We start from the raw sequence: 15157 nt of genomic DNA, 5'->3' as shown, positions 1-15157 counted from the left end.
GATGCATGCGCCGTTCTATCCGAGGAGCCTCCCAACATGAAGATCTCAATGCGCTTTGTTTCCGTCACCGCTTCCGTGCTGGCCCTGGCCACGCTCACGGCGTGCGTGGCACCGGCGCCGGTCTACCAGACCTCGCGCTATCCGTACCAGGCGCCCCCGCAGGCCATCCAGTACCGCGAAGCTTCCTACGTCGAATACGGCCACGTGGCCAACATCGAGGTGCTGCGCAGCGAAACCGCCGGCACCGGCACCACGGGCGGCGGCGCTGTCGCCGGCGGTGTGATCGGCGGCGTGGTGGGCAACCAGTTCGGGCGCGGCAACGGCCGTGCAGCGGCTACCGCCCTGGGCATCGTCGGCGGGGCCCTGCTGGGCAACACCATCGAGGCGCAGCAGAACGGCCCGCGTGCCTATGAAATCTATCGGGTGTCGGTGCAGACCGACCGCGGCGGCTACCGCGCCTTCGACGTGCAGAGCCCCGGCGACCTGCGCATCGGCGACCGCGTTCGCATCGACAACGGCCAGATTTCGCGCATGTAAGCGAACCCGATCCATCGGGATGCAAAAAAGCCGGGCACTGCCCGGCTTTTTCATGGGTGCTGCGCGGCAGTCAGTGCAGCGTCTGGTTGCCCGGCGCCATCGGCGCGACCTTGAAGAAGCCAGTGCCCGCCGTGCCGCGGCCCACTTCTTCCTCCGTGGCCTCGCGCACCGAGCGCACCGTGATGTCGAGCCGGATCGCGATGCCCGCCAGCGGATGGTTGCCGTCGAGCACGAGGTGATTGGGATAGATCTCCGCCACGGTGTAGATCGCGTCCTTCGGAATGTCGCCGTTCACGCCCTTGGGCAGGGCGGAGCCGTCGAAGGTCATGCCTTCTTCCGTGCCTTCGGGGAAAAGGGATCGCGGCTCCAGGAAGAGCAGCTGGTCGTTGAAGTCGCCGAAGCCCTGCTCGGGCTCGATCTGCAGCTGCACCCGGGCGCCCGGCTCATGGCCCTGCAGGGCCGCTTCGATCACGTCGAAGAGATCGTCGCCGCCGACCATGAATTCCACCGGCTCGTCGAGCACGTCCAGCACGTCGCCGAGCGTGTCTTTCATCGTCCAGGTCAGGCCGACCACGCATTGTTCAGAGATTTCCATTGCAGAATTCTCCCATGGAGATTAACGAACCGCTGCCCTTGCTGGGTGGCCTGAGCGCCGCGCAGTTCATGCGGCGGCATTGGCAGAAGAAACCCTTGCTCGTTCGCCAGGCGATACCCGCGATGGTGCCACCGATCGAGCGTTCCGAGTTGTTCGGGCTTGCCGAACGCGAAGATGTCGAATCGCGCCTGATCCGCCACGGCAAGGCCGGCTGGTCGCTCAAGCATGGGCCTCTGGCCCGGCGCGCGTTGCCGCCGCTGAAGCAGCCGGCCTGGACGCTGCTGGTGCAGGGCGTGGACCTGCATCACGAAGGCGTGCACGAGCTGCTGCGGCAGTTCCGCTTCCTGCCCGACGCGCGCCTCGACGACCTGATGATCAGCTATGCCAGCGACACCGGGGGCGTCGGCGCGCATTTCGACAGCTACGACGTGTTCCTGCTGCAGGCGCAAGGGCGCCGTCGCTGGTCCATCGGCAAGCAGAGCGACCTGCGGCTGCAGCCGGGCCTGCCGCTGAAGATCCTCGAGAACTTCGAACCCGAGCAGACCTTCGTGCTCGAGCCCGGCGACATGCTCTACCTGCCTCCCCGCTACGCCCACGACGGCGTGGCGGTGGGCGACGACTGCATGACCTGTTCCATCGGCCTGCGTTCGTCGGCACTCGGTGAACTCGGCGCCGACCTGCTGGCGCGCATGGCGCAGGCCTATGCGGAAGACCTGGAGGGCGCCGGGCCTGCCGAACTCGCGCGGTATCGCGATCCGACCCAGCCCGCGGTCGATGCACCCGCGGCCATGCCCGCAGCCCTGCAGGGCTTCGCACGCAAGGCCATCGAGGCCGCGCTGCGCGACGCCGATGCCGTCGACCGCGCGCTTGGCGAGTCGCTCACCGAGCCCAAGGCCAACGTCTGGTTCGGCGAAGGCGGCGAGGCGCCCGACGCCATGCAGCATGTGAAGCTCGATCGCCGCACGCGCATGCTCTACGACGCGCGCCACATCTACATCAACGGCGAGAGCTTTCGCGCGGGCGGCGCCGATGCGACGCTGATGCGCAAGCTGGCCGATCGCCGCGCACTCGGCCCGCGCGAACTCGCGCGCGCCAGCGAGGGCGCTCTTGCATTGCTCGGCGAGTGGTGCGAGGCAGGGTGGCTTCATGCCGGATGAGGCTCCCGCTCCTTCGCTGCCCGAAGGGCGCTTCGACGGCCGCGAAGCCTTCGACGCGCTCCTGCGCAACGCGCTTTCGGCCGCGGCGCGCGAGGGCTGGAAGGAGATCGTCTTCAGCGACCCCGACTTCGCCGACTGGCCCCTGGGCGAGCGCGCGACCATCGAGGCACTGCAGGCCTGGGCCGCGAGCGGTCGGCGCCTGATGCTGCTCGCGCAGCGCTTCGACGTGCTGGAGCGAGGCCATGCGCGCTTCGTGCCGTGGCGGCGTTTGTGGGACCACATCATCGAATGCCGCGCCACCGGCAAGGCCGCGGGCTCCGAAGTGCCGAGCGCCATCTGGACGCCCACGTGGTTCGTGCACCGCATCGACCCCGAACGCAGCAGGGGCGTGAGCGGCATCGATGCGCGCTCGCGACGCGAACTGCGCGAGGCCATCGAAGAGTGCTGGCGCCTCGGGCGCCCCGCCTTTCCCGCATCGACACTCGGCTTGTAAGCCAATGCCGCGAATGCGGCCGCGAGACATATTCGGGCGGATATGCAGGTCTAGAATTTTTTCGTTCCAGATCTTCATTGCCAAAGGAGTTTCCATGAAGAAGTCATCGTCCGTCCTGATCGCCTCGCTGATTGCCGCTGCCGCGCTCGTCGCCTGCGGGAAGAAGGAGGATGCAGCGCCGGCTGTCGTGACGCCGCCTCCTGCGCCTGTGACTGAACCCGCGCCAGCACCCGCTGCCCCGGCTCCCGCGCCATCGGCCGATCCGGGCGCATCGTCTTCGTCGTCTGCAACACCGGCTCCGGGCTCGCAGTCCGCGCTCGATGCCGCGAATGCGGCCACCGAGGCCGCGAAGAAGAATGAAGCGCCGAAGCAGTAAACAGCAGCGCTGCATCAGACATGCAAAAAGCCGCCATGAGGCGGCTTTTTTTCTTAGGAGAGAGTGAGCGTCTTCTGCCTTATTGCCTTGTGAGAGGCATTGTGCTCAGACGTCGAGCCAGGGCGAGCCCCCGCTGGCCGTGGCGGTCAGCATCTCCGACTCGTTGCCGCCCAGCGCCTCGGCCATGAGGCGACGCACGATCTCGGGCCGGTTGTTCTGCTCGCTCAGGTGTGCCGCGACCACGTGCCGCAGTCCGTCGTGAAGAAGCGCGCGTGCGATCTCCGCCGCGGCGACGTTCGACAGGTGCCCGTAGTTGCCGCCCACGCGGTGCTTCAGGAAAGGCGGATAGCTCGAGTTCGCCAGCAGTTCGCTGTCGTGGTTGAACTCCAGCAGCAATGAATGCACGCCGGCCAGCCGGTTCAGCACGTGCGTCGTTGCATGGCCAAGGTCGGTCAGTACGCCCAGGGTGCGCTTGCCGTCGGTACAGCGCAATTGCAGCGGTTCGCGCGCATCGTGCGGAACGGTGAAGGGCTGCACGCAGATGTCGCCGACCGTGAACTCGGCATCGTCGCGCGCCAGGTTCAGCAGGCCCTCGAAGTCGCGCCCGCCGGTGGCGAGCCAGGTGCCTTCGCTCATCCAGACGGGAATGCGGTTGCGCCGCGACAGCGAGTGGGCGCAGCCGATGTGGTCGCCATGCTCGTGGGTCACGAAGACCGCATCGATGTCGCTTGCGACAAGGCCCGCCTGGGCCAGCCGCAGGTCGAGCTGCTTGAGGCCGAAGCCGCAGTCGACGAGGAGGCGGGAGGTGCGGCCGGCGCTGGTCGTCTCGACCAGCGCGGCGTTGCCCGTGCTGCCGCTGCCGAGGCTTCGGAAGCGGAGCATGCGGGTTATCTCAGGTCGTCGGCGATGACCTTGACGATGCGCTCGGCGTTGACCGAGGTTTCGGGTGCACCAGCTTCGTTGAGCACCGACACCGTGGTGGCTTCGCCCTGGCCCTTGACCGAGATGCGGAACTTCGCAGGCGCTTCGGTCTTGCTCGAGCCACCGAACAGCTTGCCGAAGAAGCCAGGCTCCTTCTTGTCGGGGTTCGGCGGAACGTAGCGCACGTAGTAGAGGCCTGCGCTGCGGTCGCGGTCTTCCACGGTGAAGCCGGTGCGGTCGAGCGCGAGGCCGACGCGGCGCCATGCGCGGTCGAAGCCTTCGCTGATCTGCACGACCGGCTGGTTGCCGACCTTGGCGATGGTGGCGGTCTTGGGCGTCGCGGTGGTCGCGGCCAGGATCTTCGACTGCTCCTGCGACACGCCGAGCTTGACCATCAGGCGGCGCAGGAATTCGGTCTCGAGCTCAGGATCGCTCGGGCGGGGCTGCCACACGGTCTGGTCCTGGCGGGAGTTGTTGTAGACCTCCTGCATGCCGCGGTGGCTGATGAAGATCTCGGTGCCGGTCGTCGTGCGCTCCAGGCGGGTGCGGAAGCGGTCGAGTTCACCGGTCGAGTAGACCGAGTCGACCAGCTTGCCCAGCGTGCCGCGGATGATGTCCTGCGGCAGCTTGGCGCGGTTCTCGGCCCAGTCGGTTTCCATGATGCCCAGGTTGCGCTGGTCGGTGGTCAGCAGGAACCCGTTTTCCTGCCAGAAGTCCTTGACCGGGTCCCAGAGCTGGTCGGGCGTGCGGTTGATGACGATCCAGCGCTGCGTGCCCGAGCGCTCCATGCGCACGTCGCCGATGTTGGCCACGGCGGTGGGGATGCCCGGGGCATTGGCGATGCCGGCCTGGTAGGAGTTGGCCGTCACGGCGCCGCCGGGGATGGCGTAGCGGTTGTCGCGCGAAAGCTGGGAGAGATCGGGTGGGACTTCGAGCGTCGGGGCCTTGCCTGCGCTCTTGTAGTCGATCTTGTCGCTCTCGAGGACGGAGCAGGCGGCGAGGCTGGCAACGAGGGCCAGCAGTGCAAGTCGCGAAAGGTTCTTCAACGTCGTCTTCCTTGTTGGAATGGTTCGGTCAATCTAGGGGCCGCAGTGCCCGCCGCCATCTCTGAGCGCGGTTCGGGCAAAAGGTTGCTTAACCTTGCTGCGGCCAGGGGAAAGGCGGGTCCGGGACGTGCTGGAGGGGAGTGCTCAACCCTTCAGCAGGCCGGTGGCGCGCAGGGCGCCTTCGACCGCCGGGCGGCTTGCTTCGCCGAGTTCGGTGAGCGGCAGGCGCAGCGCGCCGCCACACAGGCCGAGCCGTGCCATGGCCCACTTCAGCGGGATGGGGTTGGGCTCGACGAACAGGTTGCGATGCAGCGGCATGAGTTCGAACTGGATCTCCATGGCGCGCTTGACGTCGCCCGCCAGCGCGGCCACGCACAGCTCGTGCATCTTGCGCGGCGCGATGTTGGCCGTGACGCTGATGTTGCCCTGGCCGCCGCAGAGCATGAGCGCGACCGCGGTCGGGTCGTCGCCTGAATAGACGGCGAAGTTCTTCGGCACTTCGCGGATGAGCCACTGGGCCCGCTCGATGTTGCCGGTGGCTTCCTTGATGCCGATGATGCCGGGCACCTGCGCCAGGCGCAGCACGGTGTCGTGCGCCATATCGGCGACGGTGCGGCCGGGCACGTTGTACAGCACGATGGGCAGGTCGCCCACGGCCTCGGCGATGGCCTTGAAGTGCTGGTACTGGCCTTCCTGCGTGGGCTTGTTGTAGTAGGGAACGACCTGCAGCTGCGAGTCGGCGCCCACGCCCTTGGCGAACTTGGCGAGCTCGATGGCTTCCTTGGTGGAATTCGCGCCGCAGCCGGCCATCACGGGCACTCGGCCCTTGGCCTGCTCGACCGAGACGCGGATGATTTCGCAGTGCTCCTCGACATCGACCGTCGGCGATTCGCCGGTGGTGCCGACCACGCCCAGGCAGTCGGTGCCTTCTTCGATGTGCCAGTCGATGAGTCGCCGCAGGGCGGGGTAGTCGACACTGCCGTCGTCGTGCATCGGCGTGACGAGCGCGACGATGCTGCCTGTCAGTTGCTCCAAGGGGAATCTCTTTGTCGGTGGACGAAAGCGCCGATTCTACTTACTCCGGCGCCCCGCCAGACAGCAGCCCCGGCCCCCTCAGTTTCCCTTAAGGACGGGCCGGGCCGGCTGCCCGGCATCGGATGCGGCCGGGCGAATGGCGGCGATGCGCTGCACGAAACGCTCCGGCTGCGCGATGAAGCCGTCTTCATAGGCCACCACGCGCAACCCGGCGCAGGCCGCCAGCAGTTCGCCCGGCTGCAGCAGGAAGTCGGGCCGCGAGGGCTTGCCGACGGTCTCGTTGCCGGCGGCGAAAGTCTCGTAGAGCAGCACGCCGCCCGGCGCCACCGCGCCCACGATGTCGGCCATGCGCGGCCGCCAGAGGTAGTTGGTGACGATCACGGCACCGAAGGCCTGGCCCGGGAAGGGCCAGGGGCCGGATTCGATGTCCGCCTCGACGACCTTGCCGAATGCGCCGGCGGCCTCGACGGCCTCGGGAGACCGGTCGACGCCGGTGACCGTGTGCCCGCGTCCGGCGAACCACTTCATGTGCCGCCCGCCGCCGCAGGCCACGTCCAGCACGCCGGCCCCGGGCGCGAGCAGGTGCGACCAGCGGACGATCCACTCGGAAGGGGCTCCCAGGCCGTGCACTGGCGCTATTTCTTTCATAGCAATCCGAAGCTCAGAAGCAGGACCAGATCTGGTCGACCAGCGTCACGAGGAAATCCGGATGCACGTACAGCGCGAACACGCCGCCCAGCACCACCAGCGCGGCGGCCAGCCAGCCGGCGTGGGCGATGTGGTTGCGCATCTGCGGAGTCATGGCGCTGTTCTACACGCAAACCGGCTCACGGGTCAGCCCGCGGCGCCTACCGGCTGGGGACTGCGGGCGATCGCGCTTTCCTTCACCGGCAGGTTGACCACCGCCGCGAACACGCCCAGCGCGATCGCGATGTACCAGACGATGTCGTAGCTGCCCGTGGTGTCGTACAGATAGCCGCCGAGCCACACGCCCAGGAAGGAGCCGACCTGGTGGCTCAGGAACACGAAGCCGCTGAGCATCGACAGATGCGCCACGCCGAAGATGCCGGCCACGATCGCGTTGGTCGCCGGCACCGTGGAAAGCCACAGGAAGCCCATCGCCGCGGAGAACAGATACACGCTCATCGGCGAGATCGGTGCCATCAGGAAGAGCGCGATCGACACCGCCCGCGCGAAATAGATGGCGGCCAGGATCTTCCGCTTGGCCAGCTTCTGCCCCAGCAGCCCCACCGTGTAGGTGCCGAACACGTTGAATAGCCCGATCAGCGCCAGCGCATAGCCCGCCACCTCGGCCGGCAGGCTGCGGTCGCGCAGGTAGGTCGGCATGTGGATGCCGATGAACGCCAGCTGGAAGCCGCAGACGAAGTAGCCCGCCATCAGCAGCCCGAAGCTCGGGTAGCGGAAGGCCTCGCCGACCGCCTGCATCACCGACTGCTCGCGGTGCCCGGCCTGCGCCGCCGTCTTCGGCTCGCGCAGCCCGAAGGCCAGGGGAACGATCACCAGCGCCAGCACCGCCACCACGGCCAGCGCCGTCTGCCAGCCGAGGTGGCCGATCAGCCGGCCTTCGATGGGCGCCATCAGGAACTGGCCGAACGAGCCGGCCGCGGCCGCCACACCCATGGCCCACGAGCGCCGCTCGGCCGGAATCTGCCGCCCGATCACGCCGTAGATCACCGCGTAGGTCGAGCCCGCCTGCGCCGCGCCGATCAGGATGCCCGCGCTCAGCGTGAAGAGCAGCGGCGTCGGCGAATGCGCCATGCCGAAGAGCCCCAGCGCGTAAAGGATGGAGCCGCCGATCAGCACCCGGAACGCGCCGAACCTGTCGGCCAGCATGCCCGCGAATACGCCGAAGATGCCCCAGGAAAGATTCTGTATGGCCAGCGCGAAGGAAAAGGTCTGCCGGCTCCACTCCTGCGCCTGCGTGATCGGCTGCAGCCACAGGCCGAAGCCGTGGCGTATGCCCATCGACAGCGTGACGATCATCGCCCCGCAGAAAAGGACCTGTTTGATCGAAAGGGCGGGGGCGGCGGGAGATTGCATGACTTCGAATGTAACTATTCGCCTGCTCGGGCAGGTGGCGCGGTGGCCAAAGCCATTGATGATTTATCGGCGGCTTTTCGATGCGGCGGACGCATCAAAAGCCGCGGGTTTCAGCGTGCTGTCGCGCCGGCGACAGCGCGTGCCCCGGGAAAGCCGTGCGCGCAGGCCCGCCAGGTCAGCCACAGCGCCGGCGCCAGCAGCACGAGCAGCGACCAGGGCAATGCCCCCGCGCCGCCGCCTTGCAGCAGCAGGCCGCCGATCAGGCCTCCGCCCGCGATGGCGAGGTTCCACGCCGTGACCACCATCGACTGCGCCACGTCCGCCGATTCGCCCGCCGCCTGCGCAGAGGCGGTCTGGAACAGCGTGCCCGCGCCGCCATAGGCCAGGCCCCAGATGGCCACGCCCAGGTACACCGCTGCCGCCGACCCGGTGGCGGAGCCGAGCAGCAGCGCCGTCAGCCCGAACGCCGCCGTGCTCGCCAGCACCAGTTCGCGCAGCCAGCGGTCGATCAGCACGCCCGTCGCCCAGATGCCCGCCAGCGAGGCCGTGCCGAAGACCAGCAGCACCAGGTCGACCCGCGCGCCCAGTCCGGCATGCACCAGGAACGGCGCGATGTAGGTGTAGAGGATGTTGTGCGCCAGCACGAAGGCCAGCATCACCCCGAGCACAGGCCGCACGCCCGGCAGCAGGAACACGCGCCTCACGCTCTGGCGGCGCGCGGCTTCCTGGCCGGGAAAGTCGGGCACCTTCCAGCGCACCCAGCCGAGCAGCAGCACCGACAGCGCCGACATCACCAGGAAGGCCGGACGCCAGCCCACGCCCGTGCCCAGCAGCGTGCCCGCCGGAATGCCCAGCGACAGCGCCAGCGGTGCGCCCAGCATGGCGACCGCGATCGCGCGGCCCTGCATCGACGGCGGCACCATGCGCCCCGCGTGCCCGGCCACCAGCGCCCAGAGCAGCCCCGCGAACACGCCGGCGAAGAAGCGCGCGGCCAGCGTCAGCGGATAGCTGTGGGACAGGGCGGTGATCGTGTTGACGACCGCGAAGCCGCCGATCGCCAGCATCAGCAGCGGACGCCGCCGCCAGCCGCGCGTGAGCGCCACCAGCGGAATGGCAGCGACCAGCGAGCCGAGCGCATAGACCGTCACCAGCTGTCCGACCAGCGCGGGCGTGACGGCGAGGCTCGCGCCTATCTGCGGCAGCAGGCCGGCCGGCATGGCTTCGGTGAGGATCGTGATGAAGCTGGCGGCCGCCAGCGCAAGCAGGCCGGACAGCGGCAGCCGTGCTCTGGAAGGGGAGGAATTCGGGTTGAAGGATGTCATGCGGCCAACGATAGGAAGAAGCCGACTCCGGAAAAAGGGGGATACAGTTCCACTCAATACGGACATTAGGGTCCGCAATGGAGCAAAGCCATGGACAGCCTCAGCGGCTTCACCGTCTTCATCCAGGTCGCCGAAACCCGCAGCTTCGTCACTGCCGGCCGCGTGCTCGGCGTTTCCGCGTCCGCCGTCGGCAAGCGCGTGGCGCGGCTGGAGGAGCGGCTGGGCGTGCGGCTGTTCCACCGCAGCACCCGCAGCATCACGCTCACCGCCGAGGGCGCGCTGTTCCTCGCGCGCAGCCGCCGGGTGCTGGCCGAGATCGAGGCGGCGGAGCAGGAGCTGTCCTGCTCGGCCGGTTCGCCGCGCGGCAAGCTGCGCGTGAGCCTGCCGCTGGTCAGCTCGCTGGTGCTGCCGCTGCTGGCCGACTTCATGTGCGAGTACCCGGACGTCGAACTCGACCTCGACTTCAGCGACCGGCTCGTCGACGTCATCGAGGAGGGCTTCGATGCCGTGGTGCGCACCGGCGAACTCACCGATTCGCGGCTCTCGGTGCGTCGTCTGGGCCAGTTCTCGCAACTGCTGGTGGCTTCGCCCGACTACCTGGCGCGCCACGGCGTGCCCCTCGTGCCTGCGGACCTGGCGCAGCACGCATGCCTGCATTACCGCTACCCGGCCACTGGCAAGGTGGAGGTCTGGCCCCTTGTGCCGGGGCCCGACGGTGCAGAGGTGAAGCCGCCGGTCTCCATGATCTGCAACAACATGGAAACCCGCCTGTGCTTCGCGCTGCGTGGGCGCGGCATCGCCTTGCTGCCGGATTTCTGCGTGCGCGAGGCGCTGGCCGCGGGCGGGCTGCGCAGCGTGCTGGCCGAACACGTGCGCCCCCACGCCATCGACTTCGGCGTCCTGTGGCCTTCGGGACGCAATCCGTCGCCGAAGGTGCGCGCCTTCATCGACTTCCTGGGTGCCCGCATGTTCGCGTCGTGAGCGGTTCCTGTATGGGTATCCAGTTGTTTGGCGGCGACTGACTACAATCCGCCCCCATGGCGACTCCCCCCAAGACTCCCCCCAGCTCATCGTCCGCATCCTCCGGCTACTCGGAAGGCTCCATCCGCGTGCTCAAGGGCCTCGAGCCCGTCAAGCAGCGCCCGGGCATGTACACCCGCACCGACAACCCGCTGCACATCATCCAGGAAGTGCTCGACAACGCCGCCGACGAGGCGCTCGCGGGCCATGGCAAGAAGATCAAGGTCACGCTGCACGCCGACGGCTCTGTCAGCGTCGAGGACGACGGCCGCGGCATTCCCTTCGGCCTGCACCCCGAAGAAAAGGCGCCCGTGGTCGAGCTGGTCTACACCCGGCTGCACGCCGGCGGCAAGTTCGACAAGGGCTCGGGCGGCGCCTACAGCTTCTCGGGCGGCCTGCACGGCGTGGGCGTGTCGGTGACCAATGCGCTGTCGAAGCGCCTCGAGGTGGCGACCCACCGCGAGGGTTCGATAGCAAGGCTGGCCTTCAGCGGCGGCGACGTGATCGAGCAACTCGAGGTGCGCAAGCTCGAAGCCGGCGAGCGCAAGCAGGGCACCACCGTGCGCGCCTGGCCCGACGCCAAGTATTTCGAGACCGCCGCACTGCCCATGGGCGAACTCACGCACCTGCTGCGCAGCAAGGCGGTGCTGATGCCCGGCGTGAGCGTCACGCTGGTCAACGAGAAGACCAAGGAAACGCAGCAGTGGCTCTACAAGGGCGGCCTGAGCGACTACCTGATGCAGACGCTCAACGGCGACCCGGTCATTCCGCTCTTCGAGGGCAGCGGCCATGCCGACAAGAACGCCGACAACTTCGCCGAAGGCGAGGGCGCCGACTGGGCCGTGGCCTTCACCGAAGAAGGCCAGCCGGTGCGCGAGAGCTACGTCAACCTGATTCCCACCAGTGCCGGCGGCACGCACGAAAGCGGGCTGCGCGACGGCCTGTTCAATGCGGTGAAGAGCTTCATCGAGTTGCACTCGCTGCTGCCCAAGGGCGTGAAGCTGCTGCCCGAGGACGTGTTCGCGCGCGCCTCGTACGTGCTGAGCGCCAAGGTGCTCGATCCGCAGTTCCAGGGCCAGATCAAGGAGCGCCTGAATTCGCGCGACGCGGTGCGCCTCGTGTCGAGCTTCGTGCGTCCCGCGCTTGAGCTGTGGCTCAACCAGCACGTCGACTACGGCCGCAAGCTGGCCGAACTGGCCATCAAGGCCGCCCAGACCCGCCAGCGCGCCGGCCAGAAGGTCGAGAAGCGAAAAGGCTCCGGCGTGGCGGTGCTGCCCGGCAAGCTGACCGACTGCGAGAGCAAGGACACCAGCCACAACGAAGTCTTCCTGGTCGAGGGCGATTCCGCCGGCGGCAGCGCCAAGATGGGCCGCGACAAGGAAAGCCAGGCCATCCTGCCGCTGCGCGGCAAGGTGCTCAACACCTGGGAAGTGGAGCGTGACCGGCTCTTCGCCAACACCGAAATCCACGACATCTCGGTGGCCGTGGGCGTCGATCCGCACGGCCCCAACGACACGCCCGACATGAGCGGCCTGCGCTACGGCAAGATCTGCATCCTGAGCGATGCCGACGTGGACGGCTCCCACATCCAGGTGCTGCTGCTCACTCTTTTCTTCCGGCACTTTCCGAAACTCATCGAAGCCGGCCACGTGTATGTCGCGAAGCCGCCATTGTTCCGGGTCGACGCCCCCGCACGCGGCAAGAAACCGGCCTCCAAGGTCTATGCTCTGGACGAAGGCGAACTGACCGCCACGCTCGACAAGTTGCGTAAAGACGGCGTGCGCGAAGGCGCCTGGAGCATCAGCCGCTTCAAGGGCCTGGGCGAAATGAGCGCGGAACAATTGTGGGAAACCACGCTCAATCCGGACACCCGGCGCCTGATGCAGGTCCAATTGGGCCGGTTCGATTTCACGTCCACCCAGGGCGAAATCACCAAGCTGATGGGCAAGGGCGAAGCGGCGGCGCGGCGCGAGCTCATGGAGTTGCGCGCCGACGATGTCGATATCGACGTCTGATTCCGGCCGGAACATTTCTCACGACAGGGCATGAACGGGCACAAGATCATTTGCGGTTCGCTGGCAGGGGCTTGCGTTGCTGGAGCGGCAGGACTGCTGCTGGCTCAGCGCGACCCGGTCGGGCAGGCCGCGAACATGTTCTTCGCCGGTGTCTGCATCCTGCTGGCATTCGTGTTCGTCTGGATGGGTTGGTGGGATGACGCGGTGAACGACAACGCCGAGCCCGGCAGGATCGAGCGCGTTGTCGCCACCACATGGCTCTGGATGCGCCGCGTTCTTTGCTGGAGTGCCGCGCTGGTCTTCCTGGGGATGGCCGTGTCGATGATCCTCAATGGCGTCGTACTCGAGCACATGCCCGTCTTCCTCATCGTTCTTGCATTGGGCGGCATGTCGCTCTGGGTCGGGCTGAAGGGTGGCGGCCAGGTTCAAAGCATGGGTGACGACGCCGCAGTCCACGCCGAGCGCCGCAAGCGCTACGGCTGGTGGTTCTGAGCACAGGCCCCGCATCGCCATGAAACGCTGGTTCCGCCCATTCATGCTGTCCGCAGCCCTCGTGCTGTCGCTGCAGGGCGCGCACGCCGCCGACATCTACGGCTACATCGACAGCAAGGGCAACGCGCACTTCGCCTCCGAGAAGATCGACGAGCGCTACCAGATCTTCTTCCGCGGCGGCCAGAGCTTCGACACCGCCAACGGCATCTCGCCGCTGGGCCGTGGCATCGGCAAGCTCGACGGCAAGGTGCCGGCCGCCTCGCAGAGCCTGCTCGCCATGTTCGAGGCCTCGCCCAGCTACAAGATCGCCAAGTCGGCGCTTCGTGATGCGTCGAACAAGCACGCCATCGACTACGAGCTGCTGCAGGCGCTGGTCGCGACCGAGTCGGGCTTCGACGCGCAGGCCGTCTCGCCCAAGGGCGCGATGGGCCTGATGCAGCTGATGCCGGCCACCGCGCAGCGGTACGGCGTGTCGGCGGACAAGCGCGCGACCATCGAGAAGAAGCTGTTCGACCCGCGCATCAACATCGCCGCCGGCTCGCGCTACCTGCGCGACCTGATCGCGATGTTCCCGGGGCAGATCGAGCTCGCGCTGGCCGCCTACAACGCGGGCGAGGGCGCGGTGCAGCGCGCGGGCAACAAGATCCCGAACTACAAGGAAACGCAGAACTACGTGCAGACCGTGCTGCAGCTGTATGCGTACCTGAAGCCCTCGGTCGCCACCGGCGGCAGTGCCGTTGCGCGCGGAGGCAAGACGCCGGGGCGCATCCGCATGGAGCTGACGGTGCCGCAGGGTGGCGCCCTCGGCCGCGGCAACATGCCTTCCGACGCGCCGCGCAACATGCCGACCATGCCCGACATTCCCGAGCCTTCTTCTTCAGCCGTGCCGACGGGCGCGGCCGATGCGCCGGGCACGCCGTTGTCCTGATCGACTGGAGGAGGGGAGGCCATGGATCGTCGAAGTTTCGTTCTCGCTACCGCTGCCGGCATGGTCGCGGGCGCAGCGCGTGCGCAGCACCCGGCCACGCACGACACGCTGCCGGCCGTGCCCTCGTCGGCCGAGCCCTATGCGCGCCTGCAGGGCGGCGTGCCGCACCACATGACGCCCGAGCAGGAAGCCCAACGCTTCACCGAGAGTTCCGCGCCGCCCGGTCCGCAGGGCCGCTGGGAGCCGCGCGCGGCACTTCCGATCCCGCGCAGCGAGATGGCCTGGGCCGCCGCCGCGATGGGCCGCATGCACGTGGTCGGCGGTTACGGCGAAGGCAATGTCAACCGCGACTACCACCACATCTACGACCCGAAGGCCGACCGCTGGCTCGACGGCGCGCCGCTGCCGCGAGGCGCCAACCATGTCGCGGTAACGGCCGATGGCGGCCGCGTCTATGCGCTGGGCGGCTTCGTCGAGCAGAACCGCCGCTCGGACACCAACGCCTACGTCTACGACATCGCCGCCAACCGCTGGAGCGCGATCGCGCCGCTGCCGCGCCCGCGTGGCGCCGCCGCCGCGGTGATGCTCGACGGCGCGCTGCACCTGATCGGCGGCGCTTCGGAGCCCGCGGCGGAACGCGCGAGCGTCGGCTGGCACGAGGTCTACGATCCCAAGGCCGACCGCTGGTCGGCACGCAAGCCGCTGCCCGGTGCGCGCGACCACGTCGGCTGCGTGTCGCACGGCGGCCAGATCCACGTGATCGGCGGGCGCTTCAACACCTTCGAATACAACACCGACCTGCACCACGTCTACCTGCCCGCGCGCGACACCTGGGAGCTGCGCTCGCCGCTGCCCACCGCGCGCTCGGGCCACGGGCTCGTCGTGTATCGCGGACGCTTCTTCGCCATGGGCGGGGAGGGCGGCATCCTCGTCAACGGTGTGCCGCGCCAGGCGAAGGTGTTCGGCCAGATGGAAAGCTACAACCCCGTGGACGACACCTGGCAGCGACACGCCCCGATGACCACGCCGCGCCACGCCGTGGGCGCGGCTGTCATCGGCGACTGGATCTACGTCGCGGGCGGTGGCGCGGTGCTCGGCGGTGCCGTGCAGTCCGCCGTCCACGAAGCCTTCACACTGGGCTGAGCGCGCAGCCCGCAGC

17 protein-coding genes are annotated in these 15157 nt (G+C 68.1%); 9 read left to right on the top strand and 8 right to left on the bottom strand.

Annotation, left to right across the window (positions count from 1 at the left end; genetic code table 11):
* Window positions 1-36 precede the first annotated feature (36 nt).
* Entirely contained in the window at window positions 37-537 is a 501-nt protein-coding gene (locus SFB74_RS21070; protein WP_432726239.1) for a glycine zipper 2TM domain-containing protein, read from the top strand.
* Window positions 538-607: 70 nt separating this feature from the next.
* Here SFB74_RS21070 and SFB74_RS21065 read toward each other — a convergent pair whose 3' ends face one another.
* On the bottom strand, window positions 608-1132 hold the full coding sequence (locus tag SFB74_RS21065) for an FKBP-type peptidyl-prolyl cis-trans isomerase (RefSeq protein WP_432726238.1): 525 nt from the start codon (window positions 1130-1132) through the stop codon (window positions 608-610).
* Between the two features lie 14 nt (window positions 1133-1146).
* On the opposite strand from SFB74_RS21065, the gene SFB74_RS21060 reads away from it, so the two are divergent.
* The 3 genes from SFB74_RS21060 (at window position 1147) to SFB74_RS21050 (ending at window position 3158) form a co-directional block, all read left to right on the top strand.
* Complete coding sequence (locus tag SFB74_RS21060) at window positions 1147-2289, top strand: JmjC domain-containing protein (protein WP_432726237.1); 1143 nt, start codon at window positions 1147-1149, stop codon at window positions 2287-2289.
* Window positions 2279-2782 carry a hypothetical protein gene (locus tag SFB74_RS21055; RefSeq protein WP_432726236.1) on the top strand — a complete coding sequence of 168 codons (504 nt, stop codon included), beginning with the start codon at window positions 2279-2281 and terminating at the stop codon, window positions 2780-2782. The genes SFB74_RS21060 and SFB74_RS21055 overlap by 11 nt, the downstream gene beginning before the upstream one ends.
* 94 nt (window positions 2783-2876) lie before the next feature.
* Window positions 2877-3158, top strand: coding sequence for a hypothetical protein (locus SFB74_RS21050; RefSeq protein WP_432726235.1), 282 nt, complete (start codon window positions 2877-2879; stop codon window positions 3156-3158).
* A gap of 105 nt (window positions 3159-3263) precedes the next feature.
* Here the strand turns inward: SFB74_RS21050 and SFB74_RS21045 are convergent, their stop codons facing one another.
* The 7 genes from SFB74_RS21045 to SFB74_RS21015 all read right to left on the bottom strand — a co-directional run bounded on the left by SFB74_RS21045 (window position 3264) and on the right by SFB74_RS21015 (window position 9543).
* On the bottom strand, window positions 3264-4040 hold the full coding sequence (locus SFB74_RS21045) for an MBL fold metallo-hydrolase (protein ID WP_432726234.1): 777 nt from the start codon (window positions 4038-4040) through the stop codon (window positions 3264-3266).
* A 5-nt stretch (window positions 4041-4045) separates the two neighbouring features.
* Window positions 4046-5125, bottom strand: coding sequence for an outer membrane protein assembly factor BamC (gene bamC, locus SFB74_RS21040; RefSeq protein ID WP_432726232.1), 1080 nt, complete (start codon window positions 5123-5125; stop codon window positions 4046-4048).
* Window positions 5126-5269: 144 nt separating this feature from the next.
* Window positions 5270-6118 carry a 4-hydroxy-tetrahydrodipicolinate synthase gene (gene dapA, locus SFB74_RS21035; RefSeq protein ID WP_432731973.1) on the bottom strand — a complete coding sequence of 283 codons (849 nt, stop codon included), beginning with the start codon at window positions 6116-6118 and terminating at the stop codon, window positions 5270-5272.
* Window positions 6119-6238: 120 nt separating this feature from the next.
* Window positions 6239-6808, bottom strand: a complete 570-nt coding sequence (locus tag SFB74_RS21030; protein ID WP_432726231.1) for a class I SAM-dependent methyltransferase — start codon at window positions 6806-6808, stop codon at window positions 6239-6241.
* Window positions 6809-6821: 13 nt separating this feature from the next.
* The gene (locus SFB74_RS21025) at window positions 6822-6962 is read right to left on the bottom strand and encodes a hypothetical protein (RefSeq protein WP_432726230.1); all 141 of its coding nucleotides are present in this window, start codon (window positions 6960-6962) and stop codon (window positions 6822-6824) included.
* 32 nt (window positions 6963-6994) lie between these two features.
* Window positions 6995-8221 carry an MFS transporter gene (locus SFB74_RS21020; RefSeq protein WP_432726229.1) on the bottom strand — a complete coding sequence of 409 codons (1227 nt, stop codon included), beginning with the start codon at window positions 8219-8221 and terminating at the stop codon, window positions 6995-6997.
* A 110-nt stretch (window positions 8222-8331) separates the two neighbouring features.
* Window positions 8332-9543 carry an MFS transporter gene (locus SFB74_RS21015; protein WP_432726228.1) on the bottom strand — a complete coding sequence of 404 codons (1212 nt, stop codon included), beginning with the start codon at window positions 9541-9543 and terminating at the stop codon, window positions 8332-8334.
* A gap of 90 nt (window positions 9544-9633) precedes the next feature.
* Here SFB74_RS21015 and SFB74_RS21010 point away from each other — a divergent pair, with 90 nt between their 5' ends.
* Genes SFB74_RS21010 through SFB74_RS20990 form a run of 5 tightly spaced genes read left to right on the top strand, consistent with a single transcriptional unit; the run spans window position 9634 to window position 15141 of the window.
* Window positions 9634-10524 carry a LysR family transcriptional regulator gene (locus SFB74_RS21010; protein ID WP_432726226.1) on the top strand — a complete coding sequence of 297 codons (891 nt, stop codon included), beginning with the start codon at window positions 9634-9636 and terminating at the stop codon, window positions 10522-10524.
* 56 nt (window positions 10525-10580) lie between these two features.
* Window positions 10581-12578 (top strand): DNA topoisomerase IV subunit B, encoded by a 1998-nt coding sequence (locus SFB74_RS21005; RefSeq protein WP_432726225.1) that lies wholly within the window; start codon window positions 10581-10583, stop codon window positions 12576-12578.
* A gap of 30 nt (window positions 12579-12608) precedes the next feature.
* Window positions 12609-13070, top strand: a complete 462-nt coding sequence (locus SFB74_RS21000; protein ID WP_093303977.1) for a hypothetical protein — start codon at window positions 12609-12611, stop codon at window positions 13068-13070.
* A 19-nt stretch (window positions 13071-13089) separates the two neighbouring features.
* The gene (locus SFB74_RS20995) at window positions 13090-13998 is read left to right on the top strand and encodes a lytic transglycosylase domain-containing protein (RefSeq protein WP_432726224.1); all 909 of its coding nucleotides are present in this window, start codon (window positions 13090-13092) and stop codon (window positions 13996-13998) included.
* 21 nt (window positions 13999-14019) lie between these two features.
* Window positions 14020-15141, top strand: a complete 1122-nt coding sequence (locus SFB74_RS20990; RefSeq protein WP_432726223.1) for a Kelch repeat-containing protein — start codon at window positions 14020-14022, stop codon at window positions 15139-15141.
* Window positions 15142-15157 lie beyond the last annotated feature (16 nt).

This window comes from Variovorax xiamenensis, from assembly GCF_050916385.1.
Taxonomy (GTDB): domain Bacteria; phylum Pseudomonadota; class Gammaproteobacteria; order Burkholderiales; family Burkholderiaceae_C; genus Variovorax.
The sequence above is the reverse complement of the archived record's forward strand: the minus strand, read 5'-3'. Positions and strand labels throughout refer to the sequence as shown.